Raw genomic sequence first — 14603 nt, 5'->3', positions numbered from 1 at the left:
TAAAAACTAGTCAGCGTAGTATAAAAAAATCCAAGGGATGCCCTTGGATTTTTTTATTGTAAGGTTGTTCTATAGATTACATAGGGGTACCCTATGTAACTTTACAACTACATAGGTTTAACCTATGTATGGCAGATTTTTTCATCAAGTGATTGTCCCGCGTATCGTAATGGCTTTTCTTTAAGTGATACTTTCATTTGTTTAGTCTGTATCAGAGTTGAACCTTGATACTTATTCAGCTTTTTTGATTAATTGTAAGTTGTTGGTTTTTTCCGCGTAAGTCCCCTCGGTTTTTTGTCTTCCTTTCAACTTTAAAACTTTCAACTTTTTAACTAGTTTATCTCCCCCATTGCCTTTTCTCGCCCTTCGGAAACAATCAGCGTGAGCGCATCTGTGCTTTTTTTGAGTATCTTTTTGAACGCCTCAACTTCTTTCGGCTTCCACTTCCCCAAAATAAAATCGATTACTGCTTTCTCACCTGAAGGTTTTTTGAGCTTTCCTGACGGAGTTGAAGGAGAAACGCCCACACGAAGACGGATAAATGCGCGCGTCTTGAGCGCCTTAATAATTGATTCGAGCCCGCGATGCCCGCCCGAACCGCGATCAAATGAAAGTTTGAGTGTCCCGAGCGGGAGATCGAGGTCGTCATAGATTACCACAAGCTCTCCCGCGGCTTTTTTGCTTTTTACCAGTGAGGTCAAGCTTTTGCCTGAATTGTTCATAAACGCCTCCGGTTCGACAAGGGTGATTTTTTCTCTTCCGATTTTCCCTTCTGCAACGCGTGCTTTTATCTTTTTGTTCTCCTCCCACTCCCCCGCTTCTATTTTTTTCGCAAAGTGTTCAAGCACAAGACGCCCCGTATTATGGCGCGTCCCTTCGTATTTCTCTCCCGGATTTCCAAGCCCTGCGATGATGTATGACATAATTTTTGCGGTGATGACAAATAATATAAAAAGATAATACCACGCCGTGGTAGATAACACGATTGACCCCATAGGAAGTTGTTGCTGACAACTTCCTATGGGGTTGAACTATCACACCGTTTGTGAGAATATAAAAATAGAACCCAGAAAATTTGAGGTGACTTATGAGAACCAAGCAGTATCTTCTTCTGATGTTGATTTTGTTTATCCCCATAGCCACGTTTGCACGTATTGCTTCAGAATCTCTATCTTTAGACGACAATACGCGCGCAGATGAAATCGTACAAGCAACACAAAAAAAATTTGATGCGAAAAATACAGGTATTCCATTATCCAATGGAAAGTATTTTGCCTCTTCATCGGAAGTATCCGTACTCTTTGTAAAGAATGATGAGAATATCAAGAGTATTATTTACCATCATGGTGAACCAAGGGGAATTTGCGCGGTCGGTGTCATAAACAACGGTACTCGCATGGTTGTCTGGGAAATGTATTCATTCTTTGCATGGCGTAACCATAATGCCATTTCCATAAAGTTCAATGGGGAGGAAAAATTATTTGACCTCGAAGCAATGGAGCTCAAGACAAAAAGTCAGTTCGAGCAATATTATGCAAGGCTGGGATACGAAACTCTCTGGCAAATCATGTGGAAAGATTTTATGAATTGCAAATATTTTTTCGGTATGCTCTACCTCTGAAAATTTTTCTCTTACGTTTCTTAAGCGCCTTTCTTATTGGGAAGGCGTTTTATTTTGCTCATAATTCCATGTTGTTGAAATTGGCATGCATTTGCTTTGTAATGATTTTTGTACTACTATGTGAGCACTGAATTCGGACATGTGAGCCTAAATACAACAAAAACTCCCTATGGATGAACAACAACATAATCTTCAGACAAAACCAGAACAGGAATTGCAGAAAAAGGGGGGCTCGCTCTTGGACACAATAAAGTTTATCGTCCTTGCACTTGCGATCGTAACGCCGATTCGTATGTTCATCGCACAGCCCTTTATTGTAAGTGGAAGTTCCATGGACCCAACATTCGCCACCGGTCAATATCTCATTGTCGACGAAATTTCCTATCATCTCGGTGACCCAAAACGCGGGGATGTAATAATTCTCCGTTACCCAAAAGACACCACTAAATTTTTCATAAAACGCGTAATCGGACTTCCCCATGAAAACGTGGTCATAAACAAAGGCACGGTGACCATCGTCAACGCACAATACCCCGAAGGACTTGCCATCAGTGAACCATATATAAAATTTTCAAAAAATGACACGATGACAAAAATGCTTGGCGAAGGAGAATATTTTGTCATGGGAGACAATCGCGCGGCAAGCTCTGATTCACGTTATTGGGGTGTCGTGCCACGTGATCTCGTCGTAGGACGCGCACTTATACGCCTCCTTCCCATCGCGAGTGCTTCGGTATTGCCGGGAGACTTCAATTAATAAAACTTGCCGAAAAACAATTAATTCTTACATAAAATTTCGTGGCAAAAGAAAAAACAAAATCAGGAAAGAAAGAACCGTTTAGTACACCAAGAGGAATGCGGGATCTTTTTGATCACGACTTCTACAAATTTCAGGGATTTTTTGAAAAAGCGGCAGAAGTTGCTGTCTATTATGGCTTCAAGCCTATCGAAACGCCTATATTAGAGCACGAAGGAGTGTTTACTTCCGGTATCGGAGAAGGAACCGATGTTATAGACAAAGAAATGTACACATTGCGCACCAAAGGTGGAGACCACCTTGCCATTCGCCCAGAAGGCACTGCATCAGTAGTACGAGCATACATAGAAAATGGAATGAACTCGTGGCCCCAGCCCGTAATGCTTTATTACTATGGCCCTTTTTTGCGACATGAAAAACCACAACGCGGGAGGTTCAGACAATTTTATCAATTTGGTATCGAAATGTTGGGATCTCCCAAAAGCATCGCCGACGCAATTGTGATGCGTACACTACTTCTCATTCTTGATGAAGCGGGTTTTAAAAATACCATATTGATGGTAAACAGTATTGGCGACAAAGAGTGCCGTCCCGGATACACAAAAGATCTCATTTCCTATTACCGCAAGCACATCAATGAAATATGCGCAGATTGTCGAGAGCGTATGAAAAAAAATCCTCTTCGCGTGCTTGACTGCAAGGACCCTAAATGCATTCCCATTAAACAGGGCGCGCCTCAATCAATGAGCTCACTGTGTGGTCCATGCAGAGACCACTTCAAGGAAGTACTCGAGTACCTTGAAGCAATGAGCATTTCCTATCGCATCAACCACCATTTGGTACGCGGGTTTGATTATTACACACGCACCGTGTTTGAAATCATTGACAGCGAGGATGAAAAACCGATAGAGGATTCTAGGGAAGATACTAACAAGGTAGTAGGAGTGGACAACGTTCCTGCTTCCAATGGAGTCGAAGCTCCAAGAGAAAACAATGAAAAAAAGAAAGACGTGCAGGGTCCGGAACCGTTGGCACTTGCATCAGGCGGAAGGTATGACTACCTTGCAAAAAATCTTGCGAGTAAAAAAGACGTTGCGGGAGTTGGAGGTTCAATTGGTGTGGATCGCGTCATTATGTCGCCCAAACACAAGCCGCTTGAGCCGAGAATCATAAAAAAACCAAAAGTTTATTTCATCCAATTCGGCTTTGAAGCAAAATTAAAAAGTCTCTCCATTATTGAAATCCTACGAAAGGCGCGTATCCCCATCATGCAATCTCTATCCAAGGATAGTTTGGGTGCTCAACTTTCTGTTGCAGAACGCCTCAAGATTCCCTACACGGTTATTTTCGGCCAAAAGGAAGCACTGGAAGGAACAGTCATTGTACGTGATATGAACACTCGCTCACAAGATACGATCAAAATCGAAGAACTTCCTGAATATATCAAGAAGATGAAGTAGTCTTTTTAGCTTCAATAGCTTTTAGCTTCTTAAGCTTTTGAAGCTCATGAAGCTGTCGAAGCTCTGAATTTCTTATACGATACATACCCCTTGAAATCAAAATCTTGTTATGGTAACCTAGTAGCTTATATGGCTATATCAATCAACGTAGAAGTAAAAAAGAATCCGAACGAGAGCACGGCGAGCTTGATTCGCAGATTCACCAAGCGGGTGCAAGGTTCGGGCGTCCTTCCGCGTGTGCGCGGGGTTACGTATCGTGAACGACCCCTTTCACGACTTAAAAGAAAAATGAAGACGCTAAAATCGATAAACCGAAAGAAGGAGATTGAAAAACTCAAAAAGCTGGGAAAAATAAAGGAGGAGGTCAGGTATCGAAAATAAGCCCCCACGGGTATGGAGGTAAGCCCCATTAGAAATTACAATAAATGCTTACGATAACCAATAAGACTAACGGCAAGCTTCCCCGCTTGCCTTTTCTTAAAATGAAAAATAAGGTACTCGGAGAGCGATACGAGCTCTCGTTGGTATGCATTGGGAACAAGGAATCACAACGTCTCAACAAAACATACCGTGGAAAAAATTCTCCAACCAATGTCCTTTCGTTTCCCTTGAGAAAGCTGGAGGGGGAGATTTTTATTGACCTAAAACAATCCCGCGCAGACGCCCCCATTTTTGGGTATGAGTATCCAAAATTCATCGGCCTACTGTTTATCCACGCCTTGTACCATTTGAAAGGTTTCGTTCATGGTAGTAAGATGGAGGGAAAGGAAGCAAAATTAATCAAATATTTCAAGATATGAATTCCAGTTGTGTAAAATTGAGCAACTGATTGTGATTGTTGTTTGTAGGTTATTTATTATGGCAAGAAATATTATCACCGGAATAGATGTTGGAACACACGCCGTTCGCGTGGTTGTTTCTGAGTTGATTAAAGGCAATGGAGCGCCACATATCATCGGCACGGGTATGTCTGAATCAAGAGGACTCCGTCATGGCTATATCATCAACGAGCGAGACGCGGTTGAATCTATAAGCGTAGCGGTTCGCTCCGCTGAAAAATCTTCCGGCATTAGCATTAAAAATGCATATCTCTCTATCGGTGGTATCAGTCTCGAATCGCTCGTTTCAAACGGTACCACAGTCATTTCACGCGCGGACAGCGAAGTGACAGAGCTTGATATGGAAAAAATTTACAAATCGAGTGAAGACAATCTCCCTAATATTCAAAACAAAAAAATAATCGACACCATTCCCATTAAATTCAAACTCGACGGCAAAGAAGTCCTTGGAAAACCGGAAGGAATGAAGGGGACAAAACTTGAGGTAAAGACATTGTTTATCACCTGCCTGCAACAACATTTAAACGATCTGGTGCATACTGTTGAAGAAGCCGGCGTTGATGTTATTGATATTGTCGCGGCACCTATCGCCGCAAGTCTTATTGCCCTTTCTAAAAAACAACGTGTTGTCGGATGTGTCTTGGTCAATATTGGCGCAGAGACCGTTTCACTCGCAGTGTTTGATGATGACACTCCGATATCACTTCAAGTGTTCCCCATTGGTTCAACGGATATTACTAACGACATCGCGCTCGGTCTCAAAATCCCGCTTGAAGAAGCTGAGCGCTTGAAACTCGGAAACTTGTCAGATAATCATTCAAGAAAAAAACTGGACGAAATCATTGAGGCGCGACTTTCTGATATTTTTGAGTTAGTCGAAGCACATCTTAAAAAAATCGGGAGGAATGAACTTTTGCCCGCTGGTGTCATTATTACTGGAGGCGGAGCAGGTATTGGAACAATCGAAGATCTTGCGCGCGCAACGCTCAAGCTTCCATCGAAAATAGCAACCCCTTTCCTACTTACTAACCAAAAAGGTCAAATCAGAGATTCTTCGTGGTTTGTGGCATACGGTCTTTGTGTATACGGATTTATGGATCGACGTCCCTCACGTAGCGCAAGTATTGGAAGCCCCGCATGGAGCATGGTAAAAGGGTGGCTTAAGGAATTGATGCCGTAGTAAAAACACTCACCTTTGGGTGAGTGTTTTGTAATTTTTAAATAGTATTTTAGTACTATAGAAATTACGCAGCCGGCAGAAGAGGATTCTCTATATAATCCTCAAAGTGGACACTATTGAATGCAACACTTGGGATTTCTTGGAGATACACATCGGTATGCGAACCACCAACTTCAGTGCGATCTACTGTATAAACCTGACCAACCTTTAAGTGTTTTTTCGCATTTCTTTCGTCGTAAGAGTACCCATTATCGGGATACAAAAAAACAACTTGGTCGCCGCTTTTGGCATAAATATTCATAGATACCTCTTTTGGAATGAACTTACAAATGTTGGTGGGGACTACATCGTACAATAACATTATATTTATTTTTGTCAAACCCTTCCATTTTCTTTTCCGTTTGTTATGATGGGTTCACCTTTTCATATCAATTTTTTTCTAATACACTTTAATTTTCACATCATTTATGCCCAAAATAGAACCTGAAATCGAAAGTTTCGCGCGGATTAAAGTCATTGGCGTCGGAGGCTCGGGACGAAATGCAGTAAACCACATGGTGAACTCAAAAGTGCGAGGGGTTGAATTCATTGTGATGAATACTGACGCGCAAGATCTTCATAATTCTCTTGCCAAAAGAAAAATTCACATCGGGAAAAATCTCACGCGCGGTCTCGGAACAGGTATGAATCCGGAGATTGGAAAAAGAGCTGCGGAAGAAACTAAAGAAGAAATCCAAGAAGCAATCAAGGGGGCTGACATGGTATTCATCGCATGCGGTTTAGGCGGAGGCACAGGAACTGGCGCATCCCCCATCGTAGCGCAAATCGCACGAGAGCAAGGAGCACTTGCAGTCGCAGTAGTAACCAAGCCTTTCTTTTTTGAAGGTTCACAACGTGGACGTATTGCAGACCAAGGACTCGAAGACCTCGCAAAAGAAGTTGATGCTCTGATAGTAATCCCCAATGATCGGATTCTTACAGTCGTCGACAAATCTGCAACATTTCGAGCTGCATTCTCTATGTGTGATGAAATATTGCGCCAAGCTGTTGAAGGTATTTCAGATCTTATTACAACTCCAGGAATTATTAACGTAGACTTTGCGGATATTCGCGCAGTTATGTCAAACGCGGGAAGCGCATTAATGGGTATTGGAACAGCAACGGGTGAACGCCGAGCGCACGATGCCGCCACATCTGCCATTAATTCTCCCCTTCTTGAGCTTTCTATAAACGGTGCGCGTGGAGTCCTCTTCGCGATTGCAGGAGGTGATGATTTAACAATGCATGAAATTCAGGAGGCCGCGAAGATTATTACCGAGTCGGTCGACAAAGATGCTAAAATTATTTTCGGTGCGATTCGGGATGAAAAACTCAAGAAAAATGAGATCAAGATTACTGTCATCGCTTCGGGTTTTCATGAAGATGGTATCAAAAAATCTCTATTCCAAATCGCACAGGACGCGGAACAAAAAAAAGAAAAACGGGAAATACACAACAGTATGATCTCGTCTCCAAAACCAATAGAAAAGATAGAGAGAGTTGAAAAACCTATTGTGTCCGATGAGGAAGAAAATTGGAATGCTGTGCCAGCATTTTTAAGGAGAAATAAGAAATAGCTTCCGAAACTTTTTAGCCTGCCCGCGTAAACTTTGCAGACAGGCTTCAGTAGCTTCAAAAGATTGGGGAAATTTAAAACTTAAGAAGCTTGCGGAGCTAGAAGCTTTTTTTGTTATACGCTATACTTTATACATTATACGTTATACATTTTTACACTATGGATTACGACCTTATTATTATCGGTGGTGGACCCGCAGGTACAGGGGCAGGAGTTTATGCAGCACGCAAGCGACTTAAGACGCTTTCCATTACAAAAGAGTTTGGCGGGCAATCCACTGTTTCTATGGATATTCAAAATTGGATTGGTACCGTTTCCATAAGTGGCACTGATCTCGCAATGAATCTAAAAAATCACCTCGAAGCATACAAAGATAGCATTTTGGATATAAAAGAAGGTGAGAAGGTCACAGGAATTGAGAAACGAGAAAATGGGTTTGCGGTGACAACAGATAAGATTACCTACACAGGGAAAACCGTACTTATAGCGACAGGAAGCATGCGACGCAAGATTACTGTACCTGGCGCAGAGAAATTCGAAAATAAAGGGATTACCTACTGCGCTTCATGTGACGGGCCGCTATTCTCGGGAAGAGACGTGGTGGTTATCGGCGGCGGAAACGCCGGGTTTGAGACTGCTGCACAACTCCTTGCTTATACTAAAAGCGTAACCCTCCTTGACGCGAGTGAAACATTTCGCGCAGATCCGATTACTATCGAAAAAGTTTTACAGAACTCAAAAATGAAAGCGTTAAACAGCGTAGAAATTCTTGAGGTCAAAGGAGAAGCGATGGTTACGATGATTGTATATAAAGATAAAAAAACAGGAGAACACGTGGAACTTCCTACGGGAGGAATCTTTGTTGAGATTGGTCAAATTCCTGCTACAGAATTTGTAAAAGGAATTGTTGAAATGGACAAATTCGGACACGCGATAATTGACCCATGGACACAGAAGACAAATGTCCCTGGTATTTGGGCAGCTGGAGATTGTACAAACGTTCTCTATCACCAAAACAATATCGCCTGCGGAGATGCTGTGCGGGCGGTTGAGGATATTTATTTGACGCTGACGGCGAAGTAGGGGGAAAGAAAATCTCTTGGATATCCCCCTCTTTGTAGTTTCTACATAGAGAAGGATGTTGTTTTAAAAAAAATAATTTATTATTTTCCCTTTTAGTGGTAGACTCTAACGTAATGACAAAAGAAAAAAAGGATCTGCATAATAATATTGCTTTTATTGACGGTCAAAATTTACATTTAGGCACTAGAGAAAAAGGCTGGTCTGTTAACCATAAGAAGTTTCGTACTTATTTGTCAGATAAATATAAGATTGCCGAAGCGTATTATTTTTTAGGTTTCGTTTCTGAAGGTGAACAAGATTTGTATGACAGTCTTCAAAAAGCCGGTTTTATACTTTCTTTTAGAGAACATTCTTCAGCGTTGAAAGGTAAGAAAAAGGGGAATGTCGATTGCGACATTATATTTGGAATCATGAAAAAGTTGATAGAAAATGAACCTTTTGGAAAAGTTTTTATTGTTTCAGGAGACGGAGATTATAAAAAGATAGTTGATTTTCTCATAAAGAAGGGGTGTTTTGGAAAAATGCTATTCCCCAACAAAGAATTTGCTTCTTCTCTTTACAACAGTCTGGGTGGTGAATTTTTTAGTTATCTTGAGGATGTAGACGTTAAAGCTAAAATAGCTCACGCCCCACAAATGAAAAAGGCCCCTTAGGCACTGACACCGTTCGGGTCCTTTTTCGTATTGATACCCCTATAATATACATTGGTAATTTGAAAATTGCAAGCGGTTGTGGATACTAAACAACACCGACAAAAGCCCTGCAAAACAAGGGATAAAATCAATACCACAGAACTACTTTTTTCGTAAACTCACTGTGGGCGATGGGCTTGGTCACGAGTTACTAAGCATTTTGCTCCCTTTCGTCGCAAAATGCAAAGTACTCTCGACCCCGACTCGGCGACAAGTACTCGCTCCACACCACAAGAGTACTTCTTGTTTTCTAACTCGCCTTGCTCATAAGAAAACAATGTCGCTCGTCTTGTATACCGCCTCCGTCTTTCGAGTCCTCCACCTTGCCACACAAACAAAAAGGCGCCAATGCTTTACATTGCCGCCTAATGTTTGTGGGCGGTGGAGGACTCGAACCTCCGACCCTTCGCACGTCAAGCGAATGCTCTACCAACTGAGCTAACCGCCCGTATATCTAAGCAAGCTTGCCTATATAGACAAAATAACCCGCCCATTTAGATTTTCTAGATACTACACCAAAACTGGAAAATTTAAAACACCTTCTCCCCTCGCGTTTTCCATCGAGTGTAGAGATGATATGCAGCTGCAAGATACAGCAAGCCAACGAGAATAAAAATAATTTTATTTGAGGAAATAGACATTCCAATGTTTTTGCCGAGAAGACCCGCAATACCGAGATTAAGACCTGAAACAACGCTCACAAAAAATGCTACGGTATCCTTTGTATCCTTCCCACCAAACACAACCTGATGACCAATATACCATCGATACAGAAGATACCCTGCCGCAATGCCAGAAATAATCCAACAGAGATTAAGAAGCGAGCTTACAGGTCCGTAAAAACCTGAAACAGGAAAAAATTTCAGCACCGGGGGAACGCCACCAAGAAATAACGCCACGGCGGCAATAATGAGTCGCACTTCCGACCAAACGAAGCTGTATCGCTCGAGCTTGTCCGAATGAGTATGGTCTTTGATATCCATGATAATTATTGTTAGTTTATATACATCAAAGTATACCACGCCACGAAATTCGACAGTAATCCAAAAATATCATTACCCTATTATAGGGCTTTATTTCGCATTCTCATCGGGTTGATGTATGCCGAATGTATTACCCTCCGTGTCAATAAAGTACCCTTGCCATGCCATACCAAGAAGCGCAAATTTCGGCATTGCAACTATTCCGCCAGCAGTTTCTATTTTCTTAGCAATTTCATCAAAATTATCCACGTGCATCGTGCACACAAATGAGTTTGTGCCACATTCCTTGGGAGGCATTTTTGCAGATCTTTTCAATAGCCCCCCATTAATACCCAGCTCGGTGCTTTCTTTTGGAGCAGTCATCACCATCCAGTATTCCATATCTGACCCGGGCCATTTCTCTATTTTCCAGTTGAATACTTCTCGATAAAATTTTGCCGCACGTTCCGGTTCATCTGCTTGAATTTCAAAATGTACAACTCTATTCATATATTTTTATAGTTAAAAATTAATTTCCCTACCATGGTAGCACAAACTTAAAACCCTTTCAAAAATTGTTTGCGCTTGCCCTTTTTCATACGCTCTATGGCATATCGTAATGTTGTCCGTGGGATGCTCGAATAGTTTTTTATTAAAAAAGACTCCGCGAGGGCATGGTCTCGCTTCCACACTTCTCGCAACATCCACCCCACTGCTTTATGGGTGAGATCATGAGAGTCAACAAGCAACGCCTTCGCGTTTTTCATCGTCCACGCAAACTCTCCTTTCCTAATGAGTGCGAAGGTTGCAACAATAGATAATCTGCGCTCCCATAAATTTTTCGATAGAGCATATCTACTCAACTTCTGACCTTCTTGGGGATGTTTCACTATATATGCGCCCACAATTTTGTATGCAGATGTATCAACTAAATCCCAATTATTGACAAATTCCAAATGTTTCAGATAAAATTTGTAAACCTCTCTTTTCTCATGATCGTCACCTGCCTCAAATTTATTTACCAATATCAGAAGTGCCGTGAATCGATCCTCATGAATTTTTGATTGCAGTAGTTTTTTAACTTCTGGAAAAGCGATATATTGAAACTGTTTTGCCACCTTGCGACAATCAGGATTAGAGACACCAATAAATACATCACCGTGTCCATAGTGTCCTTTGCCTGTTTTAAAAAACCATTCGTTGATTTTTTTACGTTTAGGTGATGCGTATGATCGTAATTTTCTTTTAAGGATGATCAATGTCATAGATTGTTGACGTTCAATCTCACTGATATCCCGATTTAATTACTTCATATTACGAATCGAATTCATTGAGGATTCATGCGATACCTTCAATACATTACTGACGGTGAGGAGTACTTGTGCCCGATGTTCAAAACCCACAAGAACTTCATCCTCTACTTCGGGAAGTGCGGTTTTCACATCAGCCTCAATCTTACTTGTGCTCGCCATCTTTTTAAAGAGGAAGCCGTACCATGGATACTTTGCACGTATCTGTCCTTCTGCATCTGCATGAATACGCGCTTGTAGAGAAGAGTTGAACATACCAAAAAATTTTGCGGGCATATTATATGCAACGGATGTTCCCTCTTCTTCTACGTCAATCGACGCCATATTATCATCTTTCAAAAGTACCCCTTTTGCAAAGTTTTCAAGTTCCTGTCCCGATCGCACCTCTGCGTATGTTTTCATCGAAGCAAGAAATTCCTGCTTTTGTTTTGGATCCCATCCGCGTACTTCTACCGCATGTACCGAAATAGCATTTTTACGCAAAAACTCTAAATCACTCTGGTTGTTTTGCATTACGGCTACCCCACCATCTCCGTCTTCATCGTCATGCATACCAGAAGCATTAATCTTAATCATTTGGGGAGAAGTCTTGTCTACTTTTGTCGTAGTACCCTGTTGCGATTTACTCTCTCCCGCACGCATATTTGCCTCCATGTGAGCGTCCGCATTTATCTTGACATCTGCTTCGCCGGCATTGACCTCACTATCAACTTCTGTATTCACCACCCCTCCCATCATTACCCCTTGTGCATAAACTTGAAAAGTAACTCCAAACATCAACACTCCTAAAATAACTAAATTTTTCATATAATTAAACTTTGTATATACTGATAATCAAAAAGTTATTTCTCTCGTTGCAGAATCGTACCGTCAGCGTTGGTACGGTAGATGCGCTCTCCCCCTTTCGCTTGCACGGTGACTTCGTAGCCGGGGACAATTGCTTGTGTACACATTTTGTCGCCACCAAGTCCGAGACAGCCATCGGGCCAATTTTTTTCATACGCAGTCATTACTATCACCACGCCCTCGCTAATGCCAAGTTCACGCGCAACAAGTGAGCGCACCGTGGAGACAGCGACAGGCACCGGCAAGTTGTGAATACTGCCCGGGGGCGCATTGTCCGCTGACGTTGGGATTTCTCCAGTGTTTGTGTAATTGTTACTCGAGAACCACCACATACCTAGTCCAAAAATAACGAGAGTGAGGATAATTATCGGTAGTATTTTTTTCATATGTTTTGTTAATTTATTTTTTATCCAATAATACACTTGCTTGAGGACGCAGGGTGCTATCAAGAAGAATGTCATTGGCAAAGTAAAAACCGGTTTCACCAGAGGACAAGATATCGTAGGTAAAGCCCTCGCGGTAATCCACTCGATCTATGGAGACTACCCAGGCACCGTCGTACATATCACCCAAAGCGAGATCTCCCACCATGCGCCCATCAATGGTCGGGTGACCGGGGGAAACGAAAAGCGTACGACCATCATCAAGAGCAAGCTTCACTACTTTGTGATTCGACGGAACTGGTGTTTTGCTTGTCTCGATAACTGTCCCAATAACGCGCTTGCCAGAATTGTTGACCGTCCAAACCCGTGCACCCTTTACTAAATCCTGTACTACTATCCCACCAAGTGGTGTATCTATCAAGGTATTTTTAGCAAGACAAATGGGACACATGCGAACATATCCGCTGAGTTGGCAAAAGTATGAGGGAGGTGTGTCGTCGGGATATCTCACCACTGGTGGACCGCAACTTTGTACGCAAGTAAAATCCGTAGGACAGCTCGTGTCACTTGGTCCAGTACATTGTCTTCCAATCGGACTCGTACAAACATTTTTACTACATACATTTCCGGAAGCACAATCCAAATCCGCAGTACAGCGATTACCAGCCTTAAACTTACATTCACCGGCTATAACACTATGGGTAGGAACGCATGTTGGGTCGGTGCTGGGACAGACGGTTCCTGTGCCTTGTGTTTCTTGGCATATATATTGTGATGAGGGGCAATCGGAATCTTTCGTGCATTCGGTGGCGGGCTTCGAAGTAACTCCTGGACATTTTGCGAATTCGCAGTTCGGACCAGTGCGCCCCACCGCCGAGCCATCAGAGCAAAGCTTTGCTTCTTGACTACAAGCCTTAGGGGGTGATGTGACTCCGGCAAACATCACCGGTATTTCAAGCGCGTCATCGTTTGCTGGAATACCGGACGGATTATCTTTTTTCAAAATGAGTGTGCCGTTGTTACTGTATGTGTTTGTATCTACCGTAAAGGTGAGTATTGCTTCAAACGGAACAAAATTGGTAGTCATCCACTCGCCTTTTGCCGTTGCGATTCCTTGGGCGATAATCAGCCCGTCCCAATTTGTAAGTACCACCGGAAAACTTGCTTCAAAAAACCAATTCCCCCGCGCCTGCCCTTTTATACTAAGCGGACTTGAAATAATTTGGTTGGGACGCGGAGAGTCAATGCGAATGAGATCCTTTTTTTCAAACTCATTGCCAATTTCTTCTCTAAATGTTTGGTTACCATGTCGGCACTGGCGGGGATAGGATTCCATTACCGGATTGCCGGCGGCCGCACATTCTGCAAAATTTGTCACAACTGATACCGGCACTTCTTTTTTTGTGATCTTCCACGCCACACCAAAACCAACGATGATTAGAATAATAATTATTATTGGGAGTGTTTTTTTCATAAGACTATTTTAGCAATTTATTAGTGAAAACATTCAACATTTTTGCAATGCGCACAATGGTCAAAAATGTTGGGATTTTTGTATTCAATATTCCTAATAGTCCCACAAATGGGGCACAAAATCAACGTGGGGATTCCAAGTTTCACGAAGCCTACCTGCCGGTAGGCAGGCTCAAACGGTGATGTATTAGCCTTTGCGCGAACCCACTTCGCACGCGCGGAGCGCGTGGTGGCTTGAAACTGAATCGTACGCTCCGATTGCGTGGTGAAGCGAAGGAATGCGCCTCGGACACGCTCGCGGACTCGCGTGTGCAAAAACCAAAAAATTTCCTTACATTTTTCTCGCGTCTCCTCCCCCCACCCCCCCCCACCGCGAAGCGGA

General features: G+C 42.5%; 18 protein-coding genes and 1 tRNA gene. 9 read left to right on the top strand and 10 right to left on the bottom strand.

What is annotated here, in order from left to right; translation table 11 throughout:
* Positions 1-332: 332 nt before the first annotated feature.
* Positions 333-995, bottom strand: a complete 663-nt coding sequence (gene pth, locus Q7S11_02830; GenBank protein MDO8572685.1) for an aminoacyl-tRNA hydrolase — start codon at positions 993-995, stop codon at positions 333-335.
* 92 nt (positions 996-1087) lie between these two features.
* Here pth and Q7S11_02825 point away from each other — a divergent pair, with 92 nt between their 5' ends.
* The 6 genes from Q7S11_02825 (at position 1088) to ftsA (ending at position 5857) form a co-directional block, all read left to right on the top strand.
* Positions 1088-1621 carry a hypothetical protein gene (locus Q7S11_02825; protein ID MDO8572684.1) on the top strand — a complete coding sequence of 178 codons (534 nt, stop codon included), beginning with the start codon at positions 1088-1090 and terminating at the stop codon, positions 1619-1621.
* A gap of 169 nt (positions 1622-1790) precedes the next feature.
* On the top strand, positions 1791-2378 hold the full coding sequence (lepB, locus tag Q7S11_02820; protein MDO8572683.1) for a signal peptidase I: 588 nt from the start codon (positions 1791-1793) through the stop codon (positions 2376-2378).
* Between the two features lie 41 nt (positions 2379-2419).
* Positions 2420-3838, top strand: a complete 1419-nt coding sequence (gene hisS, locus Q7S11_02815; protein MDO8572682.1) for a histidine--tRNA ligase — start codon at positions 2420-2422, stop codon at positions 3836-3838.
* A 129-nt stretch (positions 3839-3967) separates the two neighbouring features.
* Positions 3968-4219, top strand: coding sequence for a 30S ribosomal protein S21 (locus Q7S11_02810; GenBank protein MDO8572681.1), 252 nt, complete (start codon positions 3968-3970; stop codon positions 4217-4219).
* 44 nt (positions 4220-4263) lie between these two features.
* Positions 4264-4638, top strand: coding sequence for an rRNA maturation RNase YbeY (gene ybeY / locus Q7S11_02805; protein MDO8572680.1), 375 nt, complete (start codon positions 4264-4266; stop codon positions 4636-4638).
* Positions 4639-4696: 58 nt separating this feature from the next.
* Positions 4697-5857: a cell division protein FtsA gene (ftsA, locus tag Q7S11_02800; GenBank protein ID MDO8572679.1), complete on the top strand. Its 1161-nt coding sequence runs from the start codon at positions 4697-4699 to the stop codon at positions 5855-5857.
* 64 nt (positions 5858-5921) lie between these two features.
* Here the strand turns inward: ftsA and Q7S11_02795 are convergent, their stop codons facing one another.
* The gene (locus tag Q7S11_02795; protein MDO8572678.1) at positions 5922-6158 is read right to left on the bottom strand and encodes a hypothetical protein; all 237 of its coding nucleotides are present in this window, start codon (positions 6156-6158) and stop codon (positions 5922-5924) included.
* A 166-nt stretch (positions 6159-6324) separates the two neighbouring features.
* On the opposite strand from Q7S11_02795, the gene ftsZ reads away from it, so the two are divergent.
* From ftsZ to Q7S11_02780, 3 genes are all read left to right on the top strand, one after another.
* On the top strand, positions 6325-7473 hold the full coding sequence (ftsZ, locus tag Q7S11_02790; protein MDO8572677.1) for a cell division protein FtsZ: 1149 nt from the start codon (positions 6325-6327) through the stop codon (positions 7471-7473).
* A 158-nt stretch (positions 7474-7631) separates the two neighbouring features.
* Positions 7632-8555, top strand: a complete 924-nt coding sequence (locus Q7S11_02785) for an FAD-dependent oxidoreductase (protein ID MDO8572676.1) — start codon at positions 7632-7634, stop codon at positions 8553-8555.
* A 113-nt stretch (positions 8556-8668) separates the two neighbouring features.
* Positions 8669-9208 (top strand): NYN domain-containing protein, encoded by a 540-nt coding sequence (locus tag Q7S11_02780; protein ID MDO8572675.1) that lies wholly within the window; start codon positions 8669-8671, stop codon positions 9206-9208.
* 414 nt (positions 9209-9622) lie between these two features.
* Here Q7S11_02780 and Q7S11_02775 read toward each other — a convergent pair.
* The 8 genes from Q7S11_02775 to Q7S11_02740 form a co-directional block, all read right to left on the bottom strand.
* Positions 9623-9695, bottom strand: a tRNA-Val gene (locus tag Q7S11_02775).
* 82 nt (positions 9696-9777) lie between these two features.
* Positions 9778-10230: a hypothetical protein gene (locus Q7S11_02770; GenBank protein MDO8572674.1), complete on the bottom strand. Its 453-nt coding sequence runs from the start codon at positions 10228-10230 to the stop codon at positions 9778-9780.
* A 90-nt stretch (positions 10231-10320) separates the two neighbouring features.
* Positions 10321-10719, bottom strand: coding sequence for a VOC family protein (locus tag Q7S11_02765; GenBank protein ID MDO8572673.1), 399 nt, complete (start codon positions 10717-10719; stop codon positions 10321-10323).
* Between the two features lie 47 nt (positions 10720-10766).
* Complete coding sequence (locus Q7S11_02760) at positions 10767-11474, bottom strand: DNA alkylation repair protein (GenBank protein MDO8572672.1); 708 nt, start codon at positions 11472-11474, stop codon at positions 10767-10769.
* Positions 11475-11513: 39 nt separating this feature from the next.
* Positions 11514-12326, bottom strand: coding sequence for a hypothetical protein (locus Q7S11_02755; GenBank protein ID MDO8572671.1), 813 nt, complete (start codon positions 12324-12326; stop codon positions 11514-11516).
* A gap of 35 nt (positions 12327-12361) precedes the next feature.
* The gene (locus tag Q7S11_02750; GenBank protein MDO8572670.1) at positions 12362-12751 is read right to left on the bottom strand and encodes a hypothetical protein; all 390 of its coding nucleotides are present in this window, start codon (positions 12749-12751) and stop codon (positions 12362-12364) included.
* Positions 12752-12764: 13 nt separating this feature from the next.
* Positions 12765-14222 carry a Gmad2 immunoglobulin-like domain-containing protein gene (locus tag Q7S11_02745; GenBank protein MDO8572669.1) on the bottom strand — a complete coding sequence of 486 codons (1458 nt, stop codon included), beginning with the start codon at positions 14220-14222 and terminating at the stop codon, positions 12765-12767.
* A gap of 20 nt (positions 14223-14242) precedes the next feature.
* A partial coding sequence (locus Q7S11_02740; GenBank protein MDO8572668.1) for a hypothetical protein occupies positions 14243-14603 on the bottom strand: 361 nt, incomplete at its 5' end.

The organism is bacterium, assembly GCA_030648955.1.
Classification (GTDB): Bacteria; Patescibacteriota; Minisyncoccia; order Phycocordibacterales; family JAUSHB01; genus JAUSHB01.
This window is presented reverse-complemented; position numbering and strand designations above follow the sequence as displayed.